Below are 18,398 nucleotides of genomic sequence, written 5' to 3'. Positions count from 1 at the left end.
ATGGTTACCATTATTGTATGTGGCGTGCCAAGGGGCGTTATGCGAAGGATGCGTAATTTCGCCGGTTGATCTCTCCGTCGATGCCGCGCGGCACCCCTCTTTCCTCCAGGACGGACGAGCAAAGGCGACCGGCGTGCCAGGCGTCGGCGAACAGGAGTGCGAGGAAGCATCGTGATCGTCCATCGTCGCCTTCTGCAGCTGTCCGGTACCGTCAAGGCCCCCATGGCCGCGTGCGTCGGCCTCGGCCTGGCGGTCTCGGCCGCCCATGTCGGACAGGCGCTCCTGCTCGCGGGGGCGCTGGCCGCCCTGGCCCGGGGCGATCACGACACCACCGTCACGCTTCTGGCCTGGGCGTTCGCGGTCATCGCCGGCCGGGCCGTGCTGCTGTGGGCACGCGAGACCGTCACCGTCCGGGCAGGGGCCCACATCCGCGGCAGGCTGCGCGACCGCCTGGTCGAACGGCTCGGGCTGCTCGGGCCTGCCCATCTCACCGAGGCCCGCACCGGTTCGGTGCAGACCACCGTCGTGGACGGCGTCGAGGGCCTGGACGCCTACTTCAGCCGCTATCTGCCGCAGGTCGTCATCACGATCTGCGTTCCCGTCGCGCTCGTCGGCTGGCTCTTCTCCGTGAACGCGGCGGCCGCGACGGTCCTCGCCGTCGCCGTCGCCGGGGTGCTGGTGATCCCGAGACTGTGGGACGCGACGCTGCTGCGCCGGGGCCGGGCGCGCTGGCGGGCCTTCGCCGACCTGGCCGCCGACTACCTGGAGGCCATGCAGGGGGTCGCGACCCTGCGCGCGTTCGGCGCCGTCGGCCGCCTCGGGGACAGGCTCGCCGGCCGGGCCCACGACCTGTACACCACCACGATGCGGCAGCTCAAGGTGTCGCTGATCGAGACCGGGGTCAGCGCCTTCCTCGTCCAGGCGGGCACCGTCGCCGCGGTCCTCGCCGCCGTCTCGGTCACCTCTCCCGACCCCTGGTCGGTGTTCGTCGTCCTCGTGATCACTGCCGAGTGCTTCCGCCCCGTCCGCCAGCTGTCGGAGTACTGGCACGCCGGCTACCTCGGGATCACCGCCGTCGACGGGCTCGAGGATCTGCTGTCGGCCGAGCCCGTCGTCTCCGACGCCGGCACGAGGACGGACTTCCCGGCCCGCCCCGAGATCGTCTTCGACCGCGTCACGTTCACCTACCCGGGTGCGTCCGCCGAGGCCGTGCGCGACGTGACGTTCACCGTGGCGGCCGGGGAGAGCGTCGCGCTCATCGGACCGTCGGGAGCGGGCAAGAGCACCGTCGCCGCGCTCCTGCAACGGCACCACGACCCCGGCTCGGGGAACATCACGGTCAACGGTTCCCCGCTCGCCGACTTCACCCTGGGCACCCTGCGCGCCGGGATCGCCGTGGTCGCCCAGGACACCTACCTCTTCCACGGGACGATCGCCGACAACCTGCGACTGGCCCGCCCCGACGCCTCCGACGCCGACCTCGAACGGGCCGCGCGGGACGCCGACGCGCACGCCTTCATCACCGGCCTCCCCGACGGGTACGCCACCGTCCTCGGCGAGCGCGGCGCGACCCTGTCGGGCGGGCAGCGCCAGCGCGTCGCCGTCGCCCGCGCCCTGCTCGCCGACGCGCCCGTCCTCCTCCTGGACGAGGCGACCTCGCACGTCGACGTTCGCGGTGAGCAGGCCCTGGCCCGCCTCAGGCGGGGCCGTACCTGCCTGCTCATCGCCCATCGGCTCTCGACCGTCCGCGACGCCGACCGCATCGTCGTCCTCGAACGAGGGCGGGTGACCGAGACCGGCGACCACGACGCCCTGCACGCCGCCGGTGGCTCCTACAGCCGCCTTCTCGCACTCCAGGAGACCCGCGCATGACCGCCTCGCCCATGTGGTGGCTGGCCCGCACGGTCGGCGAGCACCGCCGCGCCTTCGCCGCGACCCTCGTCTCGCACCTGCTCGGCCAGCTCGCCACCTTCGGCATCGCCGTCACCGCGGCCTGGCTCGCCGGCCACGCCGTCGCGGGACGTGCGACGCCGCTGAACGTGTTCGCCGGGACCCTCGCCGCGCTCGTCCTGATCGCCACCCTCGCGACGTGGTGGGAGGCCTACGTCGCGCACGACCTCGCCTACCTCGTGCTCGCCCGGCTCCGCGGCAGGGTCTACGACGCGATCGCCCGCACCAGCCCGTCCCGTCGGCTCGGCAGACGCAGCGGAGACCTGTCCACGACCGTGCTCTCCGACGTCGAGGCCCTCGAATGGCTCTTCGCCCACACCCTCGCCCAGTCCCTCACCGCCGGTACCGTCCTCACCCTCGGCACGGTGCTCACCGCGATCCTGGACCCCCGGCTCCTGCTCGTGTCGCTGCCCGTCACCGTGTGCGTCCTGACCCTCCCGACGTGGCTGCGCCGGATGTCGCGACGGCACGGCGAGGAACTGCGCGAGGCCACCGCGGAACTGACCGCCGACGTCATCGACACCGTGCAGGGGATGCGGGAACTCACCGCGTTCGGCGCCCTCGGGCGGCGCCGGGAGGCGCTCACCGAACGCACCCGGCACCTGGCGCGCGTCCAGGCCGCCAACGCCGGCCGCGGCGGCCTGGAAGCCGCCCTGCTCGACATGCTCGTCGCCGTCGCCACGGCCGGAACGCTCCTGGTCGTCGCCGCGCTCGTCCGCTCCGGCGACCTGCCGCTCACGCACGCGCCCGCCGCCATGGTCCTGACCGCCGGCGCGCTCGGCCCCGCCACCCAGGTGGCCCTGCTCCTCAAGGAGTACGGCACGCTCCGCGCGGCGGCCGCCCGCGTCCACGGCCTGGTCACCGCTCGGCCGGAGGTGCCCGCGCCCTCCGCCGGTCCCGCGCCCGCACCGGGCCCGGACGTGGTCTTCGAGGACGTGCACTTCGGCTACTCCTCCGACGGGCCCGAGGTCCTGCGCGGCGTCTCCTTCACGATCCCGCACGGCAGGACCGTCGCCCTCGTCGGCCGATCCGGCGCGGGGAAGACGACCTGTGTATCCCTACTGCTGCGCTACTGGGACCCCGACCGCGGGCGCATCCTCCTCGGCGGCACACCCCTCGACCAGGTCGCGGACCTTCCCTCCCACGTCACCGTCGTCCCCCAGGACGTCCACCTCTTCGCCGGGACGATCGGGGACAACGTCCGCCTCGGCGCCCCGACCGCCGACCCGGCACCCGCGCTGGCCCAGGCCCGGCTCAGCCTCGACCCGGACACGACGGCCGGAGAACGCGGCGCCATGCTCTCCGGCGGCCAACGCGCCCGCGTCGCCGTCGCCCGCGCCCTGGCCGTGGACGCCCCCGTCCTCATCCTCGACGAGGCCATCGCGAACCTGGACCCCGAGAACGAGGTCCGCCTCGCCGACACCCTCCAGGCCGCCGCCCGCGACCGCGCCACCTTGGTGATCGCCCATCGCCTGTCCACCATCCGGCGCGCCGACCACATCGTCGTCCTCCACGACGGCCGTGTCGCCGAACAGGGCTCCTTCGACGATCTCATAGCCGACCCCGGAGGCCACCTGTCCCGCCTGTTCGAGCTCCGATCGGCGCAATGACACGGGGTCGAGCGGCGCCTGCGCGACGCCGAGCGAGGGCCGCGGGGCCCCGCGCCCCCACCGGGGAAGGTCGATCGGCGAAAGCAGGGCGTCGAGGAGCCGCTGAAGGTTCTCCGGGAACCGGTCGCCGGGAGGGACGGCCTGTGCCGATGGCGATGAGAGGTTCCACCTGTGGCGATCGCCATGTCGCATCCGGGCGCCGGCGTGACTGCGGGGGTTCGCGAGGTCCAGGCGGCTCGGCCCACGAAAACAGGATGCGGCAGCCACACGCCCATGCCAGCATGGTCGCTTCGTACCCGACGCGAAAGGACCTGAGCGGCCATGCCCGGCGCCATCACTTTGATCCGCTCCACTTCTCTGTCCGACGTCGCTCAGTACGCTTACGCGGCCACGGCGCCTGCCGGGTCACGACTCATCTTCCTCGCCGGAGCGTGTCCCCTGAACGAGGACGGCTCGACGGCGGCGATCGGGGACTACGCGGGTCAAGCGGCGAAAGCCGTCGAGAACATGCGGACGGCCCTCACCGCCGCCGGCGCATCGTTGCAGGACGTCATCAGCACAAGGGTTCTCGTCGCGTCCACCCGGCAGGAGGATCTGGGGACTGCCTGGAAGACAGTCCGGGAGTCGTTCGGTGAGCATGACGTACCGAGCACCTTGATGGGAGTCACCGTGCTTGGCTACGAAGACCAGCTCGTCGAGATCGAAGCCGTCGCCGCCGTACTCGACTCCTGAGCGTAAGCGTCCGACCCGGCGCGAGCGGACACGGTTGGAGCCCGTGCAGAAGCCGGTCAGAGCCATTCGTCGATCGCGGTGATGAGGACCGTGGCTTCGTGGCGCACGACCGGCTTCTCGAAGCGGGTCGCGACCGCGCGATGGCGGTTGAGCCGGTTGATCCCGCACTCCACGGCATGGCGCGCTTGCTTGCAGGCCCCGGGGTCGAAGGTCGGTGGCCGGCCGCCCATCGGCCCCTTCTCACGACGGCTGACGTCCTGATTGGCTTTGCCGGGAATCATCGCTTTGATGCCCCGCCGCCGTAGGTAGGCACGGTCGGCCCTGGAGTTCGGCTCGTCCGGTCGACGAACACCCGTCGGAGACCGCGCTCGTTGCCGATCGACGACACGCTTCGAACCATCAGGCCGACGCCCACTCCGTGGCGGACTTCGATGGCGGAGAGCGAGGACCGCTCCGCCCGCCGCCTCGGTACTGTGAATTCGCATGACCGACACCGAGATCGAGATCACCGCGGACCTGGTCCGCGACCTGCTGAAGGAGCAACACCCAGACCTTGCGGGGCTGGCCATCCGCGAGGTGGCGGGCGGCTGGGGCAACCACATGTGGCGCCTCGGTGATGAGTTGGCCGTGCGCATGCAACGCATGGACCCCACCCCGGAGCTCCAGCTCAAGGAGCGGCGGTGGCTGCCCGTGCTGGCCCCGCGCCTGCCGCTCCCGGTGCCGACCCCGGTGCGGTTCGGCGAACCGTCCGAGCGCTTCCCCAAGCACTGGACCGTGATGACGTGGGTTCCCGGCGAACCGCTGGACCATGCCTCGATCAGCCGCGGCGCCCACGCGGCCGACAGGCTGGCGAGTTTCCTTCGGGCGCTCCATGTGGAGGCGCCCGCCGAGGCCCCGGCCGGTTCGGACCGCGGCGCTCACCCCAGGAGGTGCACGGACGGCTTCGAGCGGTTCCTGCAGGCAATCGACCCCGACGCCGTCGGCGATGCCCGCGCCGTCCGGGCCGTCTGGGCCGATGCCGTCGCGGCCCCCGAGTGGGAGGGCCCGCCGGTGTGGGTGCACGGCGACCTCCATCCCGCGAATGTCGTCGTCTCGGACGGAACGCTCTCAGGCGTGATCGATTTCGGTTCCTTGTTCGCCGGCGACCCCGCGTGGGATCTCGGGGCCGCGTGGGTACTGCTCCCCGCAGGCGCGGCCGCACGGTTCTTCGACGCGTACGCGCACGCGGACGAGGCGGCGATCCGGCGCGCCCGCGGGCTGGCCGCCATGAAGAGCCTCTTCCTGATGCTCATGGGACAGAACGGGCATCGCGGCCTTCCCGGTGGCAAACCAAACTGGGGACCTGCAGGCCGGGCGGCACTTGATCGTGTTCTGAAGGGTGTTTGACGCACGCTCCTCGTACTTGTCATCGGCCCCGCTCGAAGCAGTGAGAGTGACCGACGACGGAGAAGCCGCGGCGCTCGTACCAGTGCCGTGGCCAGTCCGCCGCATCAGCGGTCAGGAACCGGGTACCGCAGTCGTTGTCGGCGGCCAGGCGCAGGGCGGTGGTCAGGACGGCATCGGCGTAGCCGCGCCTGAGGTGGTCCTCCGAGGTGATCAGGTCCTCGATCTGGGCTGTGCCGGTTGCCGGGTCCAGATAGAGGTCGGCCCATGAGGCGACCTCGCCCTCCTCCGTACGGGCGCCGAGGAAGTGAACGATGTCGGCCCCGCGGCGGCGGGCCTCGCGTCGGTCGACGAGATGGCGTATGACCTCGTCGTCGACGTCCGGAAGGAGCCCCCGCCATCGCCGGGTGAGGGGGATACGTATCGCGTCGAGGTCCACTTCCTCCGCGGGTCCGCCGGCCGGCGCCGGGCCCGCATGCAGCATGACCAGATAGGTGGAGTGGGTGTATCCGTTCCGGATCAGTGGCTGTGCGCACGCCGTTCCGACCTCGTCGTCAAGGACGGAGACCAGTCGGTGAGGCAGGTGTCCCAGTGCCTCCTCCGCGATGGCGGGCACCGCCTCGGGGTCGACGACCGTGTCGATGATGACCTGGTTGTCGGCGCGGGAGTGCGCGAAGGCGTCGTCGTACACGGCGAACCCGCCTGGAAGGTCGACGCTGCGCGCGGCCTGGCGGCGGGCGAAGGCCGACAGGAAGGAGTTGATCCGCTGTAGTTCCGAGGTTGACATGGGGGGAGCGTAGGCGGCCGTGGGCCATAGGTGGCCCAGGGGAGTGAGGGGCGCGCCGTCAGGCAGGGAAGCCGGGGTGGTGTCGGTGGTGACAGGTACGAGATCGAACGTGCCGGCCTCTCGCCATAAATCTACATTGTAAAGGCGATCGGGAGTTTCAAGATCAAAAATACAGTGGACTAAAGACCAATCAACCAGAAGGGAGCGCGCCGACCGATCGTTTCACAGTGAGGCGTGGAGACGGTGTGATCAGCTGGACCGTGGTGGCCCGCGCGGATCGGGCGCGGCGGGCATGGGCGATCCGCTTGCGGCGCAGTGTGGACGGGCCTTGCTGCACCGTGAGTCCAGGACCGCCCTTCCGGCACCGGGTGCGGAGCCTTTCATGTGACCGAGGGGAGGTGGTGACTCGTGAGTCACCACCTCCCCTCGGTCATCGCCGGGTTCCACGCGGGCCCCGGCGCCCTGTGGGCGGCGCTCCAAGACGTCGGGTGGCCTGTGGCGGCTACGCGTCGCGGCGCTGCATCAGCACGGCGCTCGCGATCACGATGACGGCCACCCAGGCCAGGTAGACCGCGAACCCGCTCCACGGGCCCAGGGAGCCGTTGTCGAGGCCGGACACGATCAGCAAGCCGGCGTTCGTGGTGAAGTACTCGGCCACGGTCCTGCCCCATCCGCCCGGGAGCTGGTTCGCCACCGTGGGCAGCACCAGGATCAGCGCGATGGCCGACATGATCGCGCCCGGCGTGTGCCTGACCAGGGTGCCCAGTCCCAGTCCGAGCAGCCCGCAAGCGGTCAGGTAGAGGGTGGCCCCGAGTGAGGAGCGCACCACCTCGCCCATCTCGATCGACGGCGGTTGGGAGATCGCCAGGCCGACGCCGATCGCCCCGGCCGACGCGACCGCGCAGACGACCAGAGAGATCGCGACGAATACCACGATCTTGGCGGTCAACAGCCTCATGCGCCTGGGCACGGCGATGAGCGAGGTGCGGATGCCCCCGGTGCGGTATTCGCTGGAGATCGCCAGAACGCCCAGGGTGGCCATGGACAGCGAGGCGAGCATCGTACCGGCCAGGCTCATCCCGATCACCTGGCCGAGCGGGACCGGCCCTGCGCCCACGCTCTCGGCCGAGGCGTTGATGAGGGCGGAGAGGCCTGTCATCAGTGTGGCGGTGACGACCAGGGTCCACATCGTCGAGCGGACCGAGCGGATCTTGGTCCATTCGGACCGGAAGATGTCGATCATGACGTGAACTCCAGACTGTCCTTGGTGAGCTCCATGTAGGCCGATTCCAGCGAGGGCTGTACGAACGTCAGCTCCTCCAGCGGGATGGCGGCCCTCGCGGTGAGCGTGCCGATCTCGAGCGGGCTCATCGCGGTCACCCGCAGGTGGTCCGGGTGCAGTTCGCCCACCTTGATCAGCTCGGTCACCTCGGCCAGGCGGGGCGAGCGCACCCGTACGTATCCTTGCGAGCTGCGCCCGATGAACTCCTCCACGCTCGTGTCGGCGATGAGCCTGCCCCTGCCGATCACGATCAGGTGGTCGGCGGTCTGGGCCATCTCGCTCATGAGGTGGCTGGAGACGAACACCGTGCGCCCCTCGGCGGCCAGGTCGCGCATGAGGGTGCGGATCCACAGGATGCCGTCGGGGTCGAGGCCGTTGACGGGCTCATCGAAGATCAGGATCTCCGGGTCGCCGAGCAGCGCCGCGGCGATGCCGAGCCGCTGCGACATGCCCAGCGAGAAGCCGCCGACCCTTCGCCTGGCCACCTCCCGCAGGCCCGTGCTCTCCAGCACCTCGTTCACCCGGGTCGCGGGGATGCCGTTGCTCTGGGCGATGGCCAGCAGGTGGTCGCGCGCGCTGCGTCCGCCGTGTACGGCCTTGGCGTCGAGCAGCACGCCGACCTTGCGCAACGGGTGCCGCAGTTCGTGGTAGGGCCGCCCGGCCACGAGCGCCGAGCCGCCGGACGGCCGGTCGAGGCCGAGGATCATGCGCATGGTCGTGGACTTACCGGCCCCGTTGGGGCCCAGGAATCCGGTCACCAGGCCGGGTTTGACGTCGAACGACAGGCCCGCCACCGCGGTGGCGTCGCCATAACGCTTGCTCAGGTTGATTGCGCGAATCACGGTCATGGTCCCAGCGTGCCGTTGTGGGCGGCCGGTTTCTTCCTGCCGGGGAACGGTCCTGGAGGGAGGGTTCTGGGATGCTGCTCCTACTCTCCAGGTTGGATCAGGGCCGCCTCGTAGGCGACGATCACGGCCTGGGCCCGGTCCCTGACGTCGATCTTGGCGAACAGGCTCGTCACGTGGTTCTTGACGGTCGAGGGGGAGACGGACAGGTGGGCGGCGATCTCCGGGTTCGAGCGGCCACGGGCGATCAGCACGAGGATCTCCCGTTCCCTGTTGGTGAGCCCGGCCAGCTCGGCGGGCACCGCCTTGGGGCGTGAGGCGCGGACGAAGGTGCCGATGAGCCTGGTCAGCAGGCGCGGTGCGACGGCCGACTCGCCGCAGTGCACCACGCGTACGCCTTCGATCAGTTCCTCGGTGGAGATGTCCTTGGGCAGGAATCCGTCGGCGCCCGCTCTCAGGGCCGCGACCACGTTCTCGTCCAGGTCGAACGTGCTCAGCGCGAGTACCCGGACGCCCGGCAGCTCGGCGGTGATCAGCTCGGTGGCGCGCACGCCGTCCAGGCCGGGCATGTGCAGGTCCATGAGGACCACGTCCGGGCGGAGTCTCCTGCTCAGCTCCACGGCCTCCGCGCCGTCGGCGGCCTCGCCGACCACGGTCAGGTCGGGCTGGGCGTTCAGCATCAGCCTGAAGCCCACGCGTACCAACTCGTGGTCGTCGGCCAGCAGGACTCTGATCATGATCTCTCCAGGGGGATGCGGGCGTGCACCCGGAAGCCGCCTTCTGGGCGCGGGCCCGTGGACAGCCGGCCGCCGCACAACGCCACCCGCTCGGCCATGCCGCTGAGCCCGAACCCCGCTGCGCCGGCCTCTCTCGCCAGGCCGTCGTCGACCACCTCGACCTCGACCGCGGCCGGTTCGTACGCCAGCCGTACGTCGGCCCTGGCGCTGATGGCGTGCTTGCGTGTGTTGGTCAGTGCCTCCTGGACGATCCGGTAGACGGCGTGGTCCACGGCGGCGGTCAGCTCGACGGGCTCGCCGGTCACCGACAGGCTGACGGGGAGTCCCGACGACCTGGCCTCCTCGATCAGTACGGGCAGTCGCCGCGCGTTCACCCCTGTCGCGGCATCCGGTTCTTCGTTGCCGTCGGCCCTGAGTACGTCGAGCAGCTGGCGCATCTCCGACATGGCCTGGCGGGCCGTTCGCTCGGCGCTCTCCAGGGCGTTCCTGGCGACGTCCTGGTCGGGGGGGAGGGTGGCCCGTGCGCCGCCGACCAAGGCGTTGATCACGGTGATGTGGTGGGCGACCACGTCGTGCAGTTCCCTGGCGATGCGCCGTCGCTCGGTGCTTACGGCCGCGCCGGCGGCCTGCTGTCTGCTGCGTTCGTTGAGCTCGGCTCTGAGCCGGACGAACTGGCCGATGCCCACGGGTGCGAAGACGCTGAGCAGGGACGCCAGCCAGCCGCCCGTCATGGGGAGGGACAGCTGCATGTCGATCGCGTAGACCGCGTAGACCGCCAGCGAGGTGATCAGTGTCGGGCGGCCGGTGGTGTAGCGGCCCAGGCTGTAGTAGGCGACGCACGAGGGCAGGCCGAGGAAGGACAGCGAGTGTGTCGCGATGCCCACCGCGCTCAGCGTGGCCACCAGTGCGGCGGTGAGGACCGGCCGGTCACGTCTCATGAGCAGGCTCAGGGAGCTGGCGAGGTGGAGCGCGCCGGCCAGCATCACCCGTGTGTCGGCCGGGACGGTCTCGGTGACCGTGTCCGGGAGCACGGAGACCACGCCGAGGAGCACCGGGACGGAGAGCATGATCACCAGCGTCGTGTCGAAGACGCGGGGGCGTCTGAGGAAACGCGTGATCTTCATGGGGGTTCGTGCCATACGCACGTTAAAACCTCACGTCAGGTTGCTTCGCCGTGGCCCTGGACGACACGGTGTCCGTGCCGACTCTCGTCCAGGCAGGCCGGCGCCGCTGCGCGGTGGGGGCCGATGTCGTCGGAGCGGTTCCTCTCGCACGCCGAGCGGTCCGGTGGGTCTGGCTCGCGGTGTGTCGGAACGGGGGGCCGCGGTCGGTCCTCGAGACCTGTCTTGCCCCTCCTGCCGCGTTCTGCAGTTGATCTCTTTCCCTGTTCAAGAGGACTGTCATTGCCGGCAGGATGCCACGTTCTGACACTGAAATTTATACCCTGAAGTGCAGTTTTGTCACATTGCGTCAGTGGCTTGGGCCATTACATGTCGGCCCAGGGGGCGGGTGCGATCCCGTCCTGTCGACCGCAGGGATCTTCCAGGTCCTCATGGTCGACAACCTCGTCGGCCGGGGGAGGGACGACCACGATTGGCCGTCGCCTCCCCTGACAGGGTCTTCAAGGCAGCCGGGTCGAGCACGTTGACCGTTGTCTGCTCGGCCCGGAGACCTGCGACTGTCGGTGTCCAGACCGCGGTTCCATCGGGGCCGGGCGCCGCTTTGCGCGGGGTTTCGACGGGCACTACCCCAGCTGGTCGCGGCGGCGTGTCAGGTAGGCGGTCTCGGCGGTGTTGCCCGCCAACTCGATGGCTTTGTCGTAGGCCACGCGCGACTTGTGACTGCAGCCCAGCCGGCGCAGCAGGTCGGCACGGGTGGCGTGGTAGGCGTGATAGCCGGTCAACGCCTCGGCGAGGCGGTCAACGATGGCCAGTGCCACCTCCGGCCCGTCGAGCTCGGCCACGGCGATGGCCTGGTTGAGGGCGATGATCGGTGAGGGGTCGAGGCGGACGAGCTGGTCGTAGAGGGCGACGACCTGCGACCAGTCGGTGTCGCGGCTGTCGCGGGCGGAGGTGTGCACGGCGTTGATCGCGGCGAGGATCTGGTAGCGCCCCGGAGCCACCCCGGCAGCGGCGGCGGCCAGGCGCTCGCGCACCAGCCGATGACCTTCGGCGATCAGTTCCGCGTCCCAGGCCCCACGGTCCTGCTCGTCGAGCGCGACCAGTTCGCCGTTCGCCGAGATCCGGGCGGCGCGGCGGGCCTCGATGAGGAGCATCAGCGCCAGCAGCCCGGCCACTTCCCCGTCCTGCGGCAGGAGCGCGCGGATCAGGCGGGTGAGCCGGATCGCCTCGGTGGTCAGGTCGTGGCGTACGGGATCGGTGCCGGGGCCACTGGCCAGGTAACCCTCGTTGAAGACGAGGAACAGGACGGCCAGGACGCCGGAGACACGAACTGGCAGATCGTCGGCGGACGGCATCCGACAGGGGATGCGAGCCGCCTTGATCTTGGCCTTCGCGCGGGTGATGCGCTGCTCCATGGTGGTTCCCTGCACCAGGAAGGCACGGGCGATCTCGGGCACGGTCAGACCGCCGACCATGCGCAGCGTCAGCGCCACGCGCGCTTCCACCCCCAGCGCCGGGTGACAGCAGGTGAAGATCAGCCGGAGCCGGTCGTCGTCGATGGCGCCCAGCGGCTCAGGCGGGGCCTGGTCGTACAACATCTGCGCCTCCTTCTGCTTGTCGCCGCGCTTGTTCTCGCGCCGGATCCGGTCGATGGCCTTGCGGTTGGCGCTGGTGGTCAGCCACGCGCCCGGGTTGGGGGGCAGGTTGTCGGCCGACCACCGCTCCACGGCGGTCGCGAACGCCTCGGCCGCCGCCTCCTCGGCGATGTCGAGATCACCGAAACGCCTGGTCAGGGCGGCGACCACCCGCGCCCACTCGTCGTGATGGGCCCGGGTGATCGCCTCCTCGACGTCGCTCACCGGAACGGCCGCACCTCGATCTTCCGATCGCAGACCTTCGACGCCTCGGCGGCGAGCTCGAGCGCCACATCCAGATCGGGGGCCTCCCACACCCAGACGCCGGCGAGGTACTCCTTCGACTCCACGAAAGGCCCGTCGCTGAAGACGGCCTGCTCGCCTCGGTTGTCGATGACCGTGGCCGCGTCGGTGTCCGCGAGTCCGCCCGAGAAAACCCAGTAGCCCTCGGCGATCAGTCGTTCGTTGAACGCGCTGATGGCAGGCCGCCTGTCCGTGCTGCCGGGATTGCTCTTGTCATCGATCACGGAAACCAGGTACCGCATCTGAAAATCATCTCCTGTGGTGTCAAGACAGCGTGGTTCGGTGGTGGGGACTTCAGGCCGTTGCATACCGCGGGCGCCCGGCCGGCCGGTAGACCTGGATCGTCAGGCCGTTCGAGGTGGCTCGCGAGCCGACCAGTTCAAGTGCTGTGTCCGGGCCGGTGGGGGGAAACAGCCGTGTGCCCTGGCCGACGACCACGGGATAGGTGAGCAGGGTGATCTCGTCGACGAGCTGGTTGCCGAACAGCCAGCGGACCAGGCTGCCGCTGCCGTGCACCTGCAGCTCACCCCCCGGTTTGGCCTTCAGCTCGCGGACGGCGGCCGCGACGTCACCGGAGAGGACGGTCGTGTCCGCCCATTGCGGGTCGGTGAGCGTGGCCGATGCCACATACTTGGGCTGCGTGTTCAACGCCATTGAGATCGGGTTGTTGCCCTGATCTGCCCCCCAGGATCCGGTTCCCCAGGATCCGGCAAAGATCTCGTAGGTCCGCCGTCCGAACAGGAACGCGTCAGCGCGCTGGAAGACCTGGCCGAGGAACGTCTCGCCCTCGTCGTCGAACAGCGGCAGGGCCCATCCGCCGCGCTCGAATCCACCCCTGCGGTCCTCGTCCACCGCGCCGAGGCCCTGCGTCACGCCGTCGACGGAGACGTGCGTGATGGTCGTCAGTTTCATGATCGAAATTCCTTCTCGCCGGGTTTTGTCGTCGTTCGATTCGACCGGACCGCGGCGCCGATCTCAGCGGTCGCGACAGGATCCCTCCGGCCGAATTCTCCTGTGGTTTGGGGACGCCCCTCGTGGGCGACCTCTCACCCCTGCTACGAACAGCTCAGCCCCGATCCGACACCGCCGTCCGGACTTCTTTCGAGGATTTTCCGGTACGCCGGTTGTGAGCGATCCGAAAGCCAGACGGTTTACGCCGATTTCCCCCATGTTGATGCGGTAAGCTCCCGGCAGCAGCTAGCCAAATTTGGCTAGCGAAGTTCGGGAGGGTTCGATGAAGCCGGTACGGCTGCTGGTCCTGGGCGCGCTGCGCAGGCGCGGGCGCGCCCACGGCTACCAGGTCCGCGCGGATCTGGAGTCGTGGGGCGCGCACGAGTGGTCGACCGCCACCTCGGGCTCGGTCTATCACGCGCTCAAGAGCATGGCCGGTCAGGGCCTGCTGGTGGCGCACGAGACGGTCGCCTCCGAGGCCGGGGGACCGCCGCGGATCGAGTACGAGCTGACCCGGCAGGGCGAGCGGGAGTACCTCGACCTGCTGGGCCGGGCGCTGGCCGATCGCGAGCCCAGCCTGGACGTGCTGGGCGCCGCTGTCGGCCTCATCGAGGACCTTCCCCGGGAGCGGGCCCTGGAGTTGCTGCGCCGGCGGGCCCGCGCCATGCGCGAGTGGCGCGCGAGCATCACCGCGTACCTGCCCGAGGGCACGGATCTGGCGACCTGGGGCCCGGTAGGCGAGGTGCTGTCCCTGTGGCTGGGCACCGCCGACGCCGGCGCCCGGTGGACCGACCGAATGATCCGCCGCCTGGAAGAGGGCGCGTTCACCATGGCCGACGAATAGGAGTTCCCCCGATGGCCAACGAGATCGCCATACCGCTGCTTCCCTGCTGCTCCGTCGACGAGATGGTCGACTTCTACACGATGCTGGGTTTCCGCCAGGTCTACTACCAGGTCCGGCCGAACCCGTACGTGTTGCTCAAACGCGAGGATCTCCAGCTGGGTTTCTTCGGCATGCCGGAGGCGTTCAAGCCCGAAGACTCCTACGGGACCTGCGTGATCGTCGTGCCGGACACCGGAGAGCTGTTCGAGGCGTTCGCCGCGGGCATGCGCGCGGCGCACGGCAAGCTCCTGGTCTCCGGCATCCCCCGGATGACCCGGCCGCGCAGGCGGAAGAACGACGGCAACCACTCCGGCTTCGCCGTCATCGACCCAGGCGGCAACTGGATCCGTTTCACGACCGCCCGCCCCCTGCCGGAGAAGGAGGAGGCCACGAGCAGGCTCACCACCTCGCTGGACCGGGCGGTCGTGATGGGCGACTCCAACGGCAATCACGAGCGGGCGGCCGAGATCCTGGACGGCGCCCTGGAGCGGGACAAGGACACCGCGTCGGTGGCCGAGCTGCTGGAGGCACTGGTCTACCGGGCCGAGCTCGCCGTCCGCGCCAAGGACCACGCCGCCGCCGGGCACGCCCTGGCCCGGGCGCGCGCCCTCACCCTGACCGGGGCAGAACGCCGGCAGCTCGCCCAGCCCCTGGCGGCCATCGACGACCTCGAGGCCGTGCTGGGTCTCTGACCGGGTACGGTGCTTGCGCGGGGCCGCCGAGCTGGGCGGCTGCGCGCGCATGTGGTCGCGCACGCGGGTCATTGATGCCGCCGAGGTAGCGCACGCCCTCTTTAAGGACTGCGCCGTGGGCCGGGGTCTGTGCTCAGCTCGGCCGGCTCGCCCCGCCGAACCGGCAAGGGCAAGGTCACCGTCCAGTACCACACCGCCCGCTTTCGGCTCGTGCCCGCGCTCGCCAAGAATCCCGGCGTCCCGACCCCGGCCATCCGTAAGCCGAGCACGCGACCGACACCCACGGCGTCACGTTGATCAATTTCGCTCTGTTCGACCTGGTGGGCAGGCTGTTGTTCCCGCGCATCCGCGGCGTGCGCGGCCGTACTCGCTGGTCGCTTTCCTCGAGGGCGTTCAGAGTTGCCTGACGAGGTGATCGACTATGTTGCTCAAGCCGGCCGACCACGACCACGACGCACGGGATCGGTGGCACGCCAAGGTGACCTGCGCCTACCTCCGGGGATGGTCCGACCGTGGCGGGCCGACCGTTGTCCTTCGGTCCGAAGCCGCCCGGCGGCGGTATGAAACTTCCATGGATCCGCTTACCCACCGAAAATACGGATCGGTGAATCCGCCCTGATCAAGGGCACCGCGAATGGTCGCCGTTCTGCTCGTGGGGCGTATGTGACCTGTGGTTTTCCGCGCCGGGACGCCACATTAGACAGCCTCGTCACCCGCCCATACTGTCCCGGTGCGGCCCGCTCCCGAATTCCGCAGCACGCAGCACGCGACGTGCGGCGTTTCGCCGCCGTCCGGTCAAAGGAGGTTGCGCATTGCAAGCACGTACGCGGGGGCTTCGCCCGACGAGGTCCCTGGTCATCGTTCTGCTGATGGCCGTTTCGGCCTTCTTGCCGCCCATGCCGGCACACGCGGCATACGGCACCCCGATCCCCGTGTCACTGGCCGTGTACGGCGGTTGGAACGGAACCCAGCTCCTCGCCAGGGTGGACGGAACGATTCAGTTCGACGACGCGAACCAGAAGTACCAGTACAACCTCTCGTTGTGCCGCGTCTCCAGTTTCGTCGGGCCGAACGTCAGAGTTCTGGTGAACAACGTCTACAAGTCCTCCCTGTATTGGAACGGCGGCTCCCCAACAGCCCTGTGCCCGGCCTCCTACATCGCGACTGCGCATTCCGCTGAAGTGGACAACGGAAGCACGGTTCACAATGTGACGCTCACCTTGGTGGGCTCGGACTTCAACGCCAACGTCTTCCGCGAGCGCACCGAGACCTGGACCTACGACAACCCCTTCAACTGAGCGAACCCGCGCTGACGACCCCGCCGGACCATCTCCGGCGGGGATTCGAACGCCGCGAAGCTGTAGACAACGATCGTCCTCGTCGACTCCGCGCCCCGCAGGACGCGCTGCGTCGAGGCGATCGTGTGGTCCCGCATGGCCGACGTCGTCCCGTTGATCATCCCGGTCCCGGCCCTGGCGGCGGCGCTCGCCCAACCACCCGATAAGGCAGTGCCGGTCCTGGAGGTCCTCCTTGGCTTGGAGGTGTGCGTCATCGACGACCTCACCGCGGGATCGGCGCCAGCCATCGCGGAGATCCCCGAAGTCGCCGGCCCGTACACGGACCGGGGCGGTTCTGCCAGGGCCTTGCCGGTGGTGATCTCAGCTTGCGCCGGGTATGGCGACGTTCTGCTCGTTGAAGTTGTAACCGTTTTGCGAGGCGCTTTGCCGCAGGCCGTCGAAGGAGTTCTTGCTGGCTTCGAGATCGGGTGCGGCGGCGTTTCCTTTTTCTAGTTTGTTGGTCAGATCACTGAAGCGGTTGTCGACCGCCATGACGGCTTTGCACAGCGTCGGGTTGGCCTCGGCGAAGGTTTGAGCGACTCTCAGCTCGTGAATGGCGAAGGCGCCGGCCACCGCCGCTTTGAGGAAAGTGCGCTTTCGCTCATCTGCTCCGGACTGGAATCCGCCGCTTCGTAGTGGTTTGTAGATGTAGCGGTGGAAGGCTCCCAGGGCGAGGCCCGCGTGCAGCGCGAAGCGTGTCTTCGCGAACCGCTTGGCGTTGGCCTGGGCCGGACAATCCACCTTGTGTTTGTTTTGTCCGCCGACGCCCGCCGGTGGGGCGTCTTCGGGAGGTGGGGCCGCCAAGGGCGACGAACTTCCGGACGCGGTGACGTCGGGCTTCAGGGCGGTCGTTGTGTCGTCACCACAGCCACCGAGCAGTGCCGCCGCCAGCAACGCCGCCACCGCAACGGCAACGGACCGAGTGATCCCAGTCATTTCTTCCCCCGTAGAAGTCCATGGCGTTCGATTTACGGGAACGCTCGCCCGAGTGACCTGAGGCCAGTTTCCACCTGATCCTGTTTCCGCAGTTTAAGCGGCATGGGTCAGCAGGCAGGGATGCCACCGCGGCGTGTCGCCTACGTGGTCAGCTGCCGCCTTTTCGTAGGTCCAGTGTCGATTCCAGTTGAAGATTGACTTTGGTATGAATGTCGCGATTGTGTCCTGCTGCTGTGGTGAGCCCTTTTCATCCTGAATCACGGCCCTCCTCGACGAGCTGCAGCACGAGGATCGCTTGAACGAGTGCGGTCGCGCGGTGCGGGCGACAGCGCAGCCTGCTCAGCACCTTCCAGGACTTCAAGGTCGCCACGGCACGCTCGCCGACGGCTCGGATACGGGCATGGGCGCGGTTGACGTCCCGCTGTCCGCGTGACGACCAAGGCCGATGGCGATGCCGTTCGAACAAGGTGCCACGGAGCGCGGATTCAGCCGAACCCGCAGCTCACAGGATCGACGTGTGACATCGGAACGCGGGTCCCGCACCCCCGTCGACTGAGAGGCGTCGTCAATTCCGGCGCGCTGCGATGGTCTCGAACCGGTCGGCGGCGGCGAGCGTGGGCTCGTCGGCCAGCAGTGCCTCGCACAGCGGAGCGCTCAGCGCGAAGTCGGGCACGCCCGCGGCGGCCAGCGCCGCGACGTCCTCCCGGTCGCGCAGGCTCGCCGCGAGCACCCGCGTGCCCGATCCGGACAACACCTGACGCATCTGGATCGTCTCGGCGACGCCGTCGCGGCCCTGGTCCGTCATCCGGCCGACGTACGGCGCGATGAAGCGCGCGCCGACGGCGTCCGCGAACAGTGCCTGCGTCGCGTGGTGGACGGCGGTGACCAGAACGGGCACGTCCTCGTCCGCCAGGACACGGGCGGCGCCCAGTCCCTCCCGCGTGGCGGGGATCTTCACGATCGCCTGCGGTCCGAGGTCGCGGATCCTCCTGCCTGCGGCGAGGATCTCCCCGGCGGTCGTGCCCAACGTCTGCATGAACACCTGCTTCGCGCCCGCGGCCGTGGCCCAGGTGAACACGGCGGGAAGGTCGGCCTGGGTCAGCCCGGCGCGGGCCAGCAGCGCCGGATTGGTGGTGACGCCGGCGAACAGGCCGGTGGCCAGCAGGGGTTCAACGGCCGAGCGTTCCGCGGAGTCGACGTAGAGGGTCATGGGTC

The 18,398-nt window shown here is 69.5% G+C and carries 19 protein-coding genes and 1 pseudogene; 8 read left to right on the top strand and 12 right to left on the bottom strand.

The genetic code is table 11. From position 1 onward, the window contains the following. Positions 1-171: 171 nt before the first annotated feature. The 3 genes from AB0G16_RS28155 to AB0G16_RS28145 all read left to right on the top strand — a co-directional run bounded on the left by AB0G16_RS28155 (position 172) and on the right by AB0G16_RS28145 (position 4,292). On the top strand, positions 172-1,872 hold the full coding sequence (locus tag AB0G16_RS28155; RefSeq protein WP_362811250.1) for an ABC transporter ATP-binding protein: 1,701 nt from the start codon (positions 172-174) through the stop codon (positions 1,870-1,872). Then, positions 1,869-3,560 carry an ABC transporter ATP-binding protein gene (locus AB0G16_RS28150; RefSeq protein ID WP_362811247.1) on the top strand — a complete coding sequence of 564 codons (1,692 nt, stop codon included), beginning with the start codon at positions 1,869-1,871 and terminating at the stop codon, positions 3,558-3,560. Before AB0G16_RS28155 ends, AB0G16_RS28150 begins: the two co-directional genes overlap by 4 nt. A 321-nt stretch (positions 3,561-3,881) precedes the next feature. After that, a complete protein-coding gene (locus AB0G16_RS28145; protein ID WP_362811244.1) occupies positions 3,882-4,292 on the top strand; it encodes a Rid family hydrolase in 411 nt (136 codons plus the stop codon). Between the two features lie 56 nt (positions 4,293-4,348). On the opposite strand, the gene AB0G16_RS28140 is transcribed toward AB0G16_RS28145, so the two are convergent. Continuing rightward, the gene (locus AB0G16_RS28140; protein ID WP_362811241.1) at positions 4,349-4,573 is read right to left on the bottom strand and encodes a hypothetical protein; all 225 of its coding nucleotides are present in this window, start codon (positions 4,571-4,573) and stop codon (positions 4,349-4,351) included. Between the two features lie 202 nt (positions 4,574-4,775). Between AB0G16_RS28140 and AB0G16_RS28135 the strand changes: the two genes are divergently transcribed. Beyond that, positions 4,776-5,678, top strand: coding sequence for an aminoglycoside phosphotransferase family protein (locus tag AB0G16_RS28135; protein ID WP_362811238.1), 903 nt, complete (start codon positions 4,776-4,778; stop codon positions 5,676-5,678). A 19-nt stretch (positions 5,679-5,697) separates the two neighbouring features. Here AB0G16_RS28135 and AB0G16_RS28130 read toward each other — a convergent pair whose 3' ends face one another. The 8 genes from AB0G16_RS28130 to AB0G16_RS28095 form a co-directional block, all read right to left on the bottom strand. Continuing rightward, positions 5,698-6,462, bottom strand: a complete 765-nt coding sequence (locus tag AB0G16_RS28130; protein ID WP_362811235.1) for a GNAT family N-acetyltransferase — start codon at positions 6,460-6,462, stop codon at positions 5,698-5,700. 502 nt (positions 6,463-6,964) lie between these two features. Continuing rightward, a complete protein-coding gene (locus AB0G16_RS28125; RefSeq protein WP_362811232.1) occupies positions 6,965-7,705 on the bottom strand; it encodes an ABC transporter permease subunit in 741 nt (246 codons plus the stop codon). Beyond that, positions 7,702-8,592: an ATP-binding cassette domain-containing protein gene (locus AB0G16_RS28120; protein ID WP_362811229.1), complete on the bottom strand. Its 891-nt coding sequence runs from the start codon at positions 8,590-8,592 to the stop codon at positions 7,702-7,704. Before AB0G16_RS28120 ends, AB0G16_RS28125 begins: the two co-directional genes overlap by 4 nt. A gap of 80 nt (positions 8,593-8,672) precedes the next feature. Further along, positions 8,673-9,326, bottom strand: a complete 654-nt coding sequence (locus tag AB0G16_RS28115) for a response regulator transcription factor (protein WP_362811226.1) — start codon at positions 9,324-9,326, stop codon at positions 8,673-8,675. Continuing rightward, on the bottom strand, positions 9,323-10,465 hold the full coding sequence (locus AB0G16_RS28110; protein ID WP_362811224.1) for a histidine kinase: 1,143 nt from the start codon (positions 10,463-10,465) through the stop codon (positions 9,323-9,325). The genes AB0G16_RS28115 and AB0G16_RS28110 overlap by 4 nt, the downstream gene beginning before the upstream one ends. Positions 10,466-11,070: 605 nt before the next feature. Beyond that, a complete protein-coding gene (locus AB0G16_RS28105) occupies positions 11,071-12,306 on the bottom strand; it encodes a DUF6596 domain-containing protein (protein ID WP_362811220.1) in 1,236 nt (411 codons plus the stop codon). After that, complete coding sequence (locus tag AB0G16_RS28100; protein ID WP_362811217.1) at positions 12,303-12,626, bottom strand: YciI family protein; 324 nt, start codon at positions 12,624-12,626, stop codon at positions 12,303-12,305. Before AB0G16_RS28100 ends, AB0G16_RS28105 begins: the two co-directional genes overlap by 4 nt. Before the next feature lie 52 nt (positions 12,627-12,678). Next, positions 12,679-13,296 carry a dihydrofolate reductase family protein gene (locus AB0G16_RS28095; RefSeq protein ID WP_362811215.1) on the bottom strand — a complete coding sequence of 206 codons (618 nt, stop codon included), beginning with the start codon at positions 13,294-13,296 and terminating at the stop codon, positions 12,679-12,681. Positions 13,297-13,618: 322 nt separating this feature from the next. Between AB0G16_RS28095 and AB0G16_RS28090 the strand changes: the two genes are divergently transcribed. From AB0G16_RS28090 to AB0G16_RS28075, 4 genes are all read left to right on the top strand, one after another. After that, on the top strand, positions 13,619-14,179 hold the full coding sequence (locus tag AB0G16_RS28090) for a PadR family transcriptional regulator (RefSeq protein WP_362811212.1): 561 nt from the start codon (positions 13,619-13,621) through the stop codon (positions 14,177-14,179). An 11-nt stretch (positions 14,180-14,190) separates the two neighbouring features. Continuing rightward, positions 14,191-14,910, top strand: a complete 720-nt coding sequence (locus tag AB0G16_RS28085; protein WP_362811209.1) for a VOC family protein — start codon at positions 14,191-14,193, stop codon at positions 14,908-14,910. A 320-nt stretch (positions 14,911-15,230) separates the two neighbouring features. After that, positions 15,231-15,317, top strand: coding sequence for a hypothetical protein (locus tag AB0G16_RS28080; RefSeq protein WP_362811310.1), 87 nt, complete (start codon positions 15,231-15,233; stop codon positions 15,315-15,317). A gap of 462 nt (positions 15,318-15,779) precedes the next feature. After that, complete coding sequence (locus AB0G16_RS28075; RefSeq protein WP_362811206.1) at positions 15,780-16,208, top strand: hypothetical protein; 429 nt, start codon at positions 15,780-15,782, stop codon at positions 16,206-16,208. Between the two features lie 360 nt (positions 16,209-16,568). Here the strand turns inward: AB0G16_RS28075 and AB0G16_RS28070 are convergent, their stop codons facing one another. The 3 genes and pseudogenes from AB0G16_RS28070 to AB0G16_RS28060 form a co-directional block, all read right to left on the bottom strand. Beyond that, positions 16,569-17,183, bottom strand: coding sequence for a hypothetical protein (locus tag AB0G16_RS28070; protein WP_362811203.1), 615 nt, complete (start codon positions 17,181-17,183; stop codon positions 16,569-16,571). A 247-nt stretch (positions 17,184-17,430) separates the two neighbouring features. Continuing rightward, positions 17,431-17,664: pseudogene (locus tag AB0G16_RS28065) on the bottom strand (transposase family protein); the annotation flags it as partial. Positions 17,665-17,748: 84 nt separating this feature from the next. Beyond that, complete coding sequence (locus AB0G16_RS28060; protein ID WP_362811200.1) at positions 17,749-18,393, bottom strand: transaldolase family protein; 645 nt, start codon at positions 18,391-18,393, stop codon at positions 17,749-17,751. Between the last annotated feature and the right edge of the window lie 5 nt (positions 18,394-18,398).

Source organism: Streptosporangium sp. NPDC023615 (assembly GCF_040640155.1).
GTDB lineage: Bacteria > Actinomycetota > Actinomycetes > Streptosporangiales > Streptosporangiaceae > Streptosporangium.
This window is presented reverse-complemented; position numbering and strand designations above follow the sequence as displayed.

Bases quoted from the DNA above. Each gene is read 5' to 3' on its own strand.
- AB0G16_RS28150 (WP_362811247.1), top strand. From the start codon at position 1,869: ATGACCGCCTCGCCCATGTGGTGGCTGGCCCGCACGGTCGGCGAGCAC.
- AB0G16_RS28145 (WP_362811244.1), top strand. From the start codon at position 3,882: ATGCCCGGCGCCATCACTTTGATCCGCTCCACTTCTCTGTCCGACGTC.
- AB0G16_RS28140 (WP_362811241.1), bottom strand. From the start codon at position 4,573: ATGATTCCCGGCAAAGCCAATCAGGACGTCAGCCGTCGTGAGAAGGGG.
- AB0G16_RS28135 (WP_362811238.1), top strand. From the start codon at position 4,776: ATGACCGACACCGAGATCGAGATCACCGCGGACCTGGTCCGCGACCTG.
- AB0G16_RS28130 (WP_362811235.1), bottom strand. From the start codon at position 6,462: ATGTCAACCTCGGAACTACAGCGGATCAACTCCTTCCTGTCGGCCTTC.
- AB0G16_RS28125 (WP_362811232.1), bottom strand. From the start codon at position 7,705: ATGATCGACATCTTCCGGTCCGAATGGACCAAGATCCGCTCGGTCCGC.
- AB0G16_RS28120 (WP_362811229.1), bottom strand. From the start codon at position 8,592: ATGACCGTGATTCGCGCAATCAACCTGAGCAAGCGTTATGGCGACGCC.
- AB0G16_RS28115 (WP_362811226.1), bottom strand. From the start codon at position 9,326: ATGATCAGAGTCCTGCTGGCCGACGACCACGAGTTGGTACGCGTGGGC.
- AB0G16_RS28110 (WP_362811224.1), bottom strand. From the start codon at position 10,465: ATGGCACGAACCCCCATGAAGATCACGCGTTTCCTCAGACGCCCCCGC.
- AB0G16_RS28100 (WP_362811217.1), bottom strand. From the start codon at position 12,626: ATGCGGTACCTGGTTTCCGTGATCGATGACAAGAGCAATCCCGGCAGC.
- AB0G16_RS28095 (WP_362811215.1), bottom strand. From the start codon at position 13,296: ATGAAACTGACGACCATCACGCACGTCTCCGTCGACGGCGTGACGCAG.
- AB0G16_RS28090 (WP_362811212.1), top strand. From the start codon at position 13,619: ATGAAGCCGGTACGGCTGCTGGTCCTGGGCGCGCTGCGCAGGCGCGGG.
- AB0G16_RS28085 (WP_362811209.1), top strand. From the start codon at position 14,191: ATGGCCAACGAGATCGCCATACCGCTGCTTCCCTGCTGCTCCGTCGAC.
- AB0G16_RS28075 (WP_362811206.1), top strand. From the start codon at position 15,780: ATGGCCGTTTCGGCCTTCTTGCCGCCCATGCCGGCACACGCGGCATAC.
- AB0G16_RS28070 (WP_362811203.1), bottom strand. From the start codon at position 17,183: ATGACTGGGATCACTCGGTCCGTTGCCGTTGCGGTGGCGGCGTTGCTG.
- AB0G16_RS28060 (WP_362811200.1), bottom strand. From the start codon at position 18,393: ATGACCCTCTACGTCGACTCCGCGGAACGCTCGGCCGTTGAACCCCTG.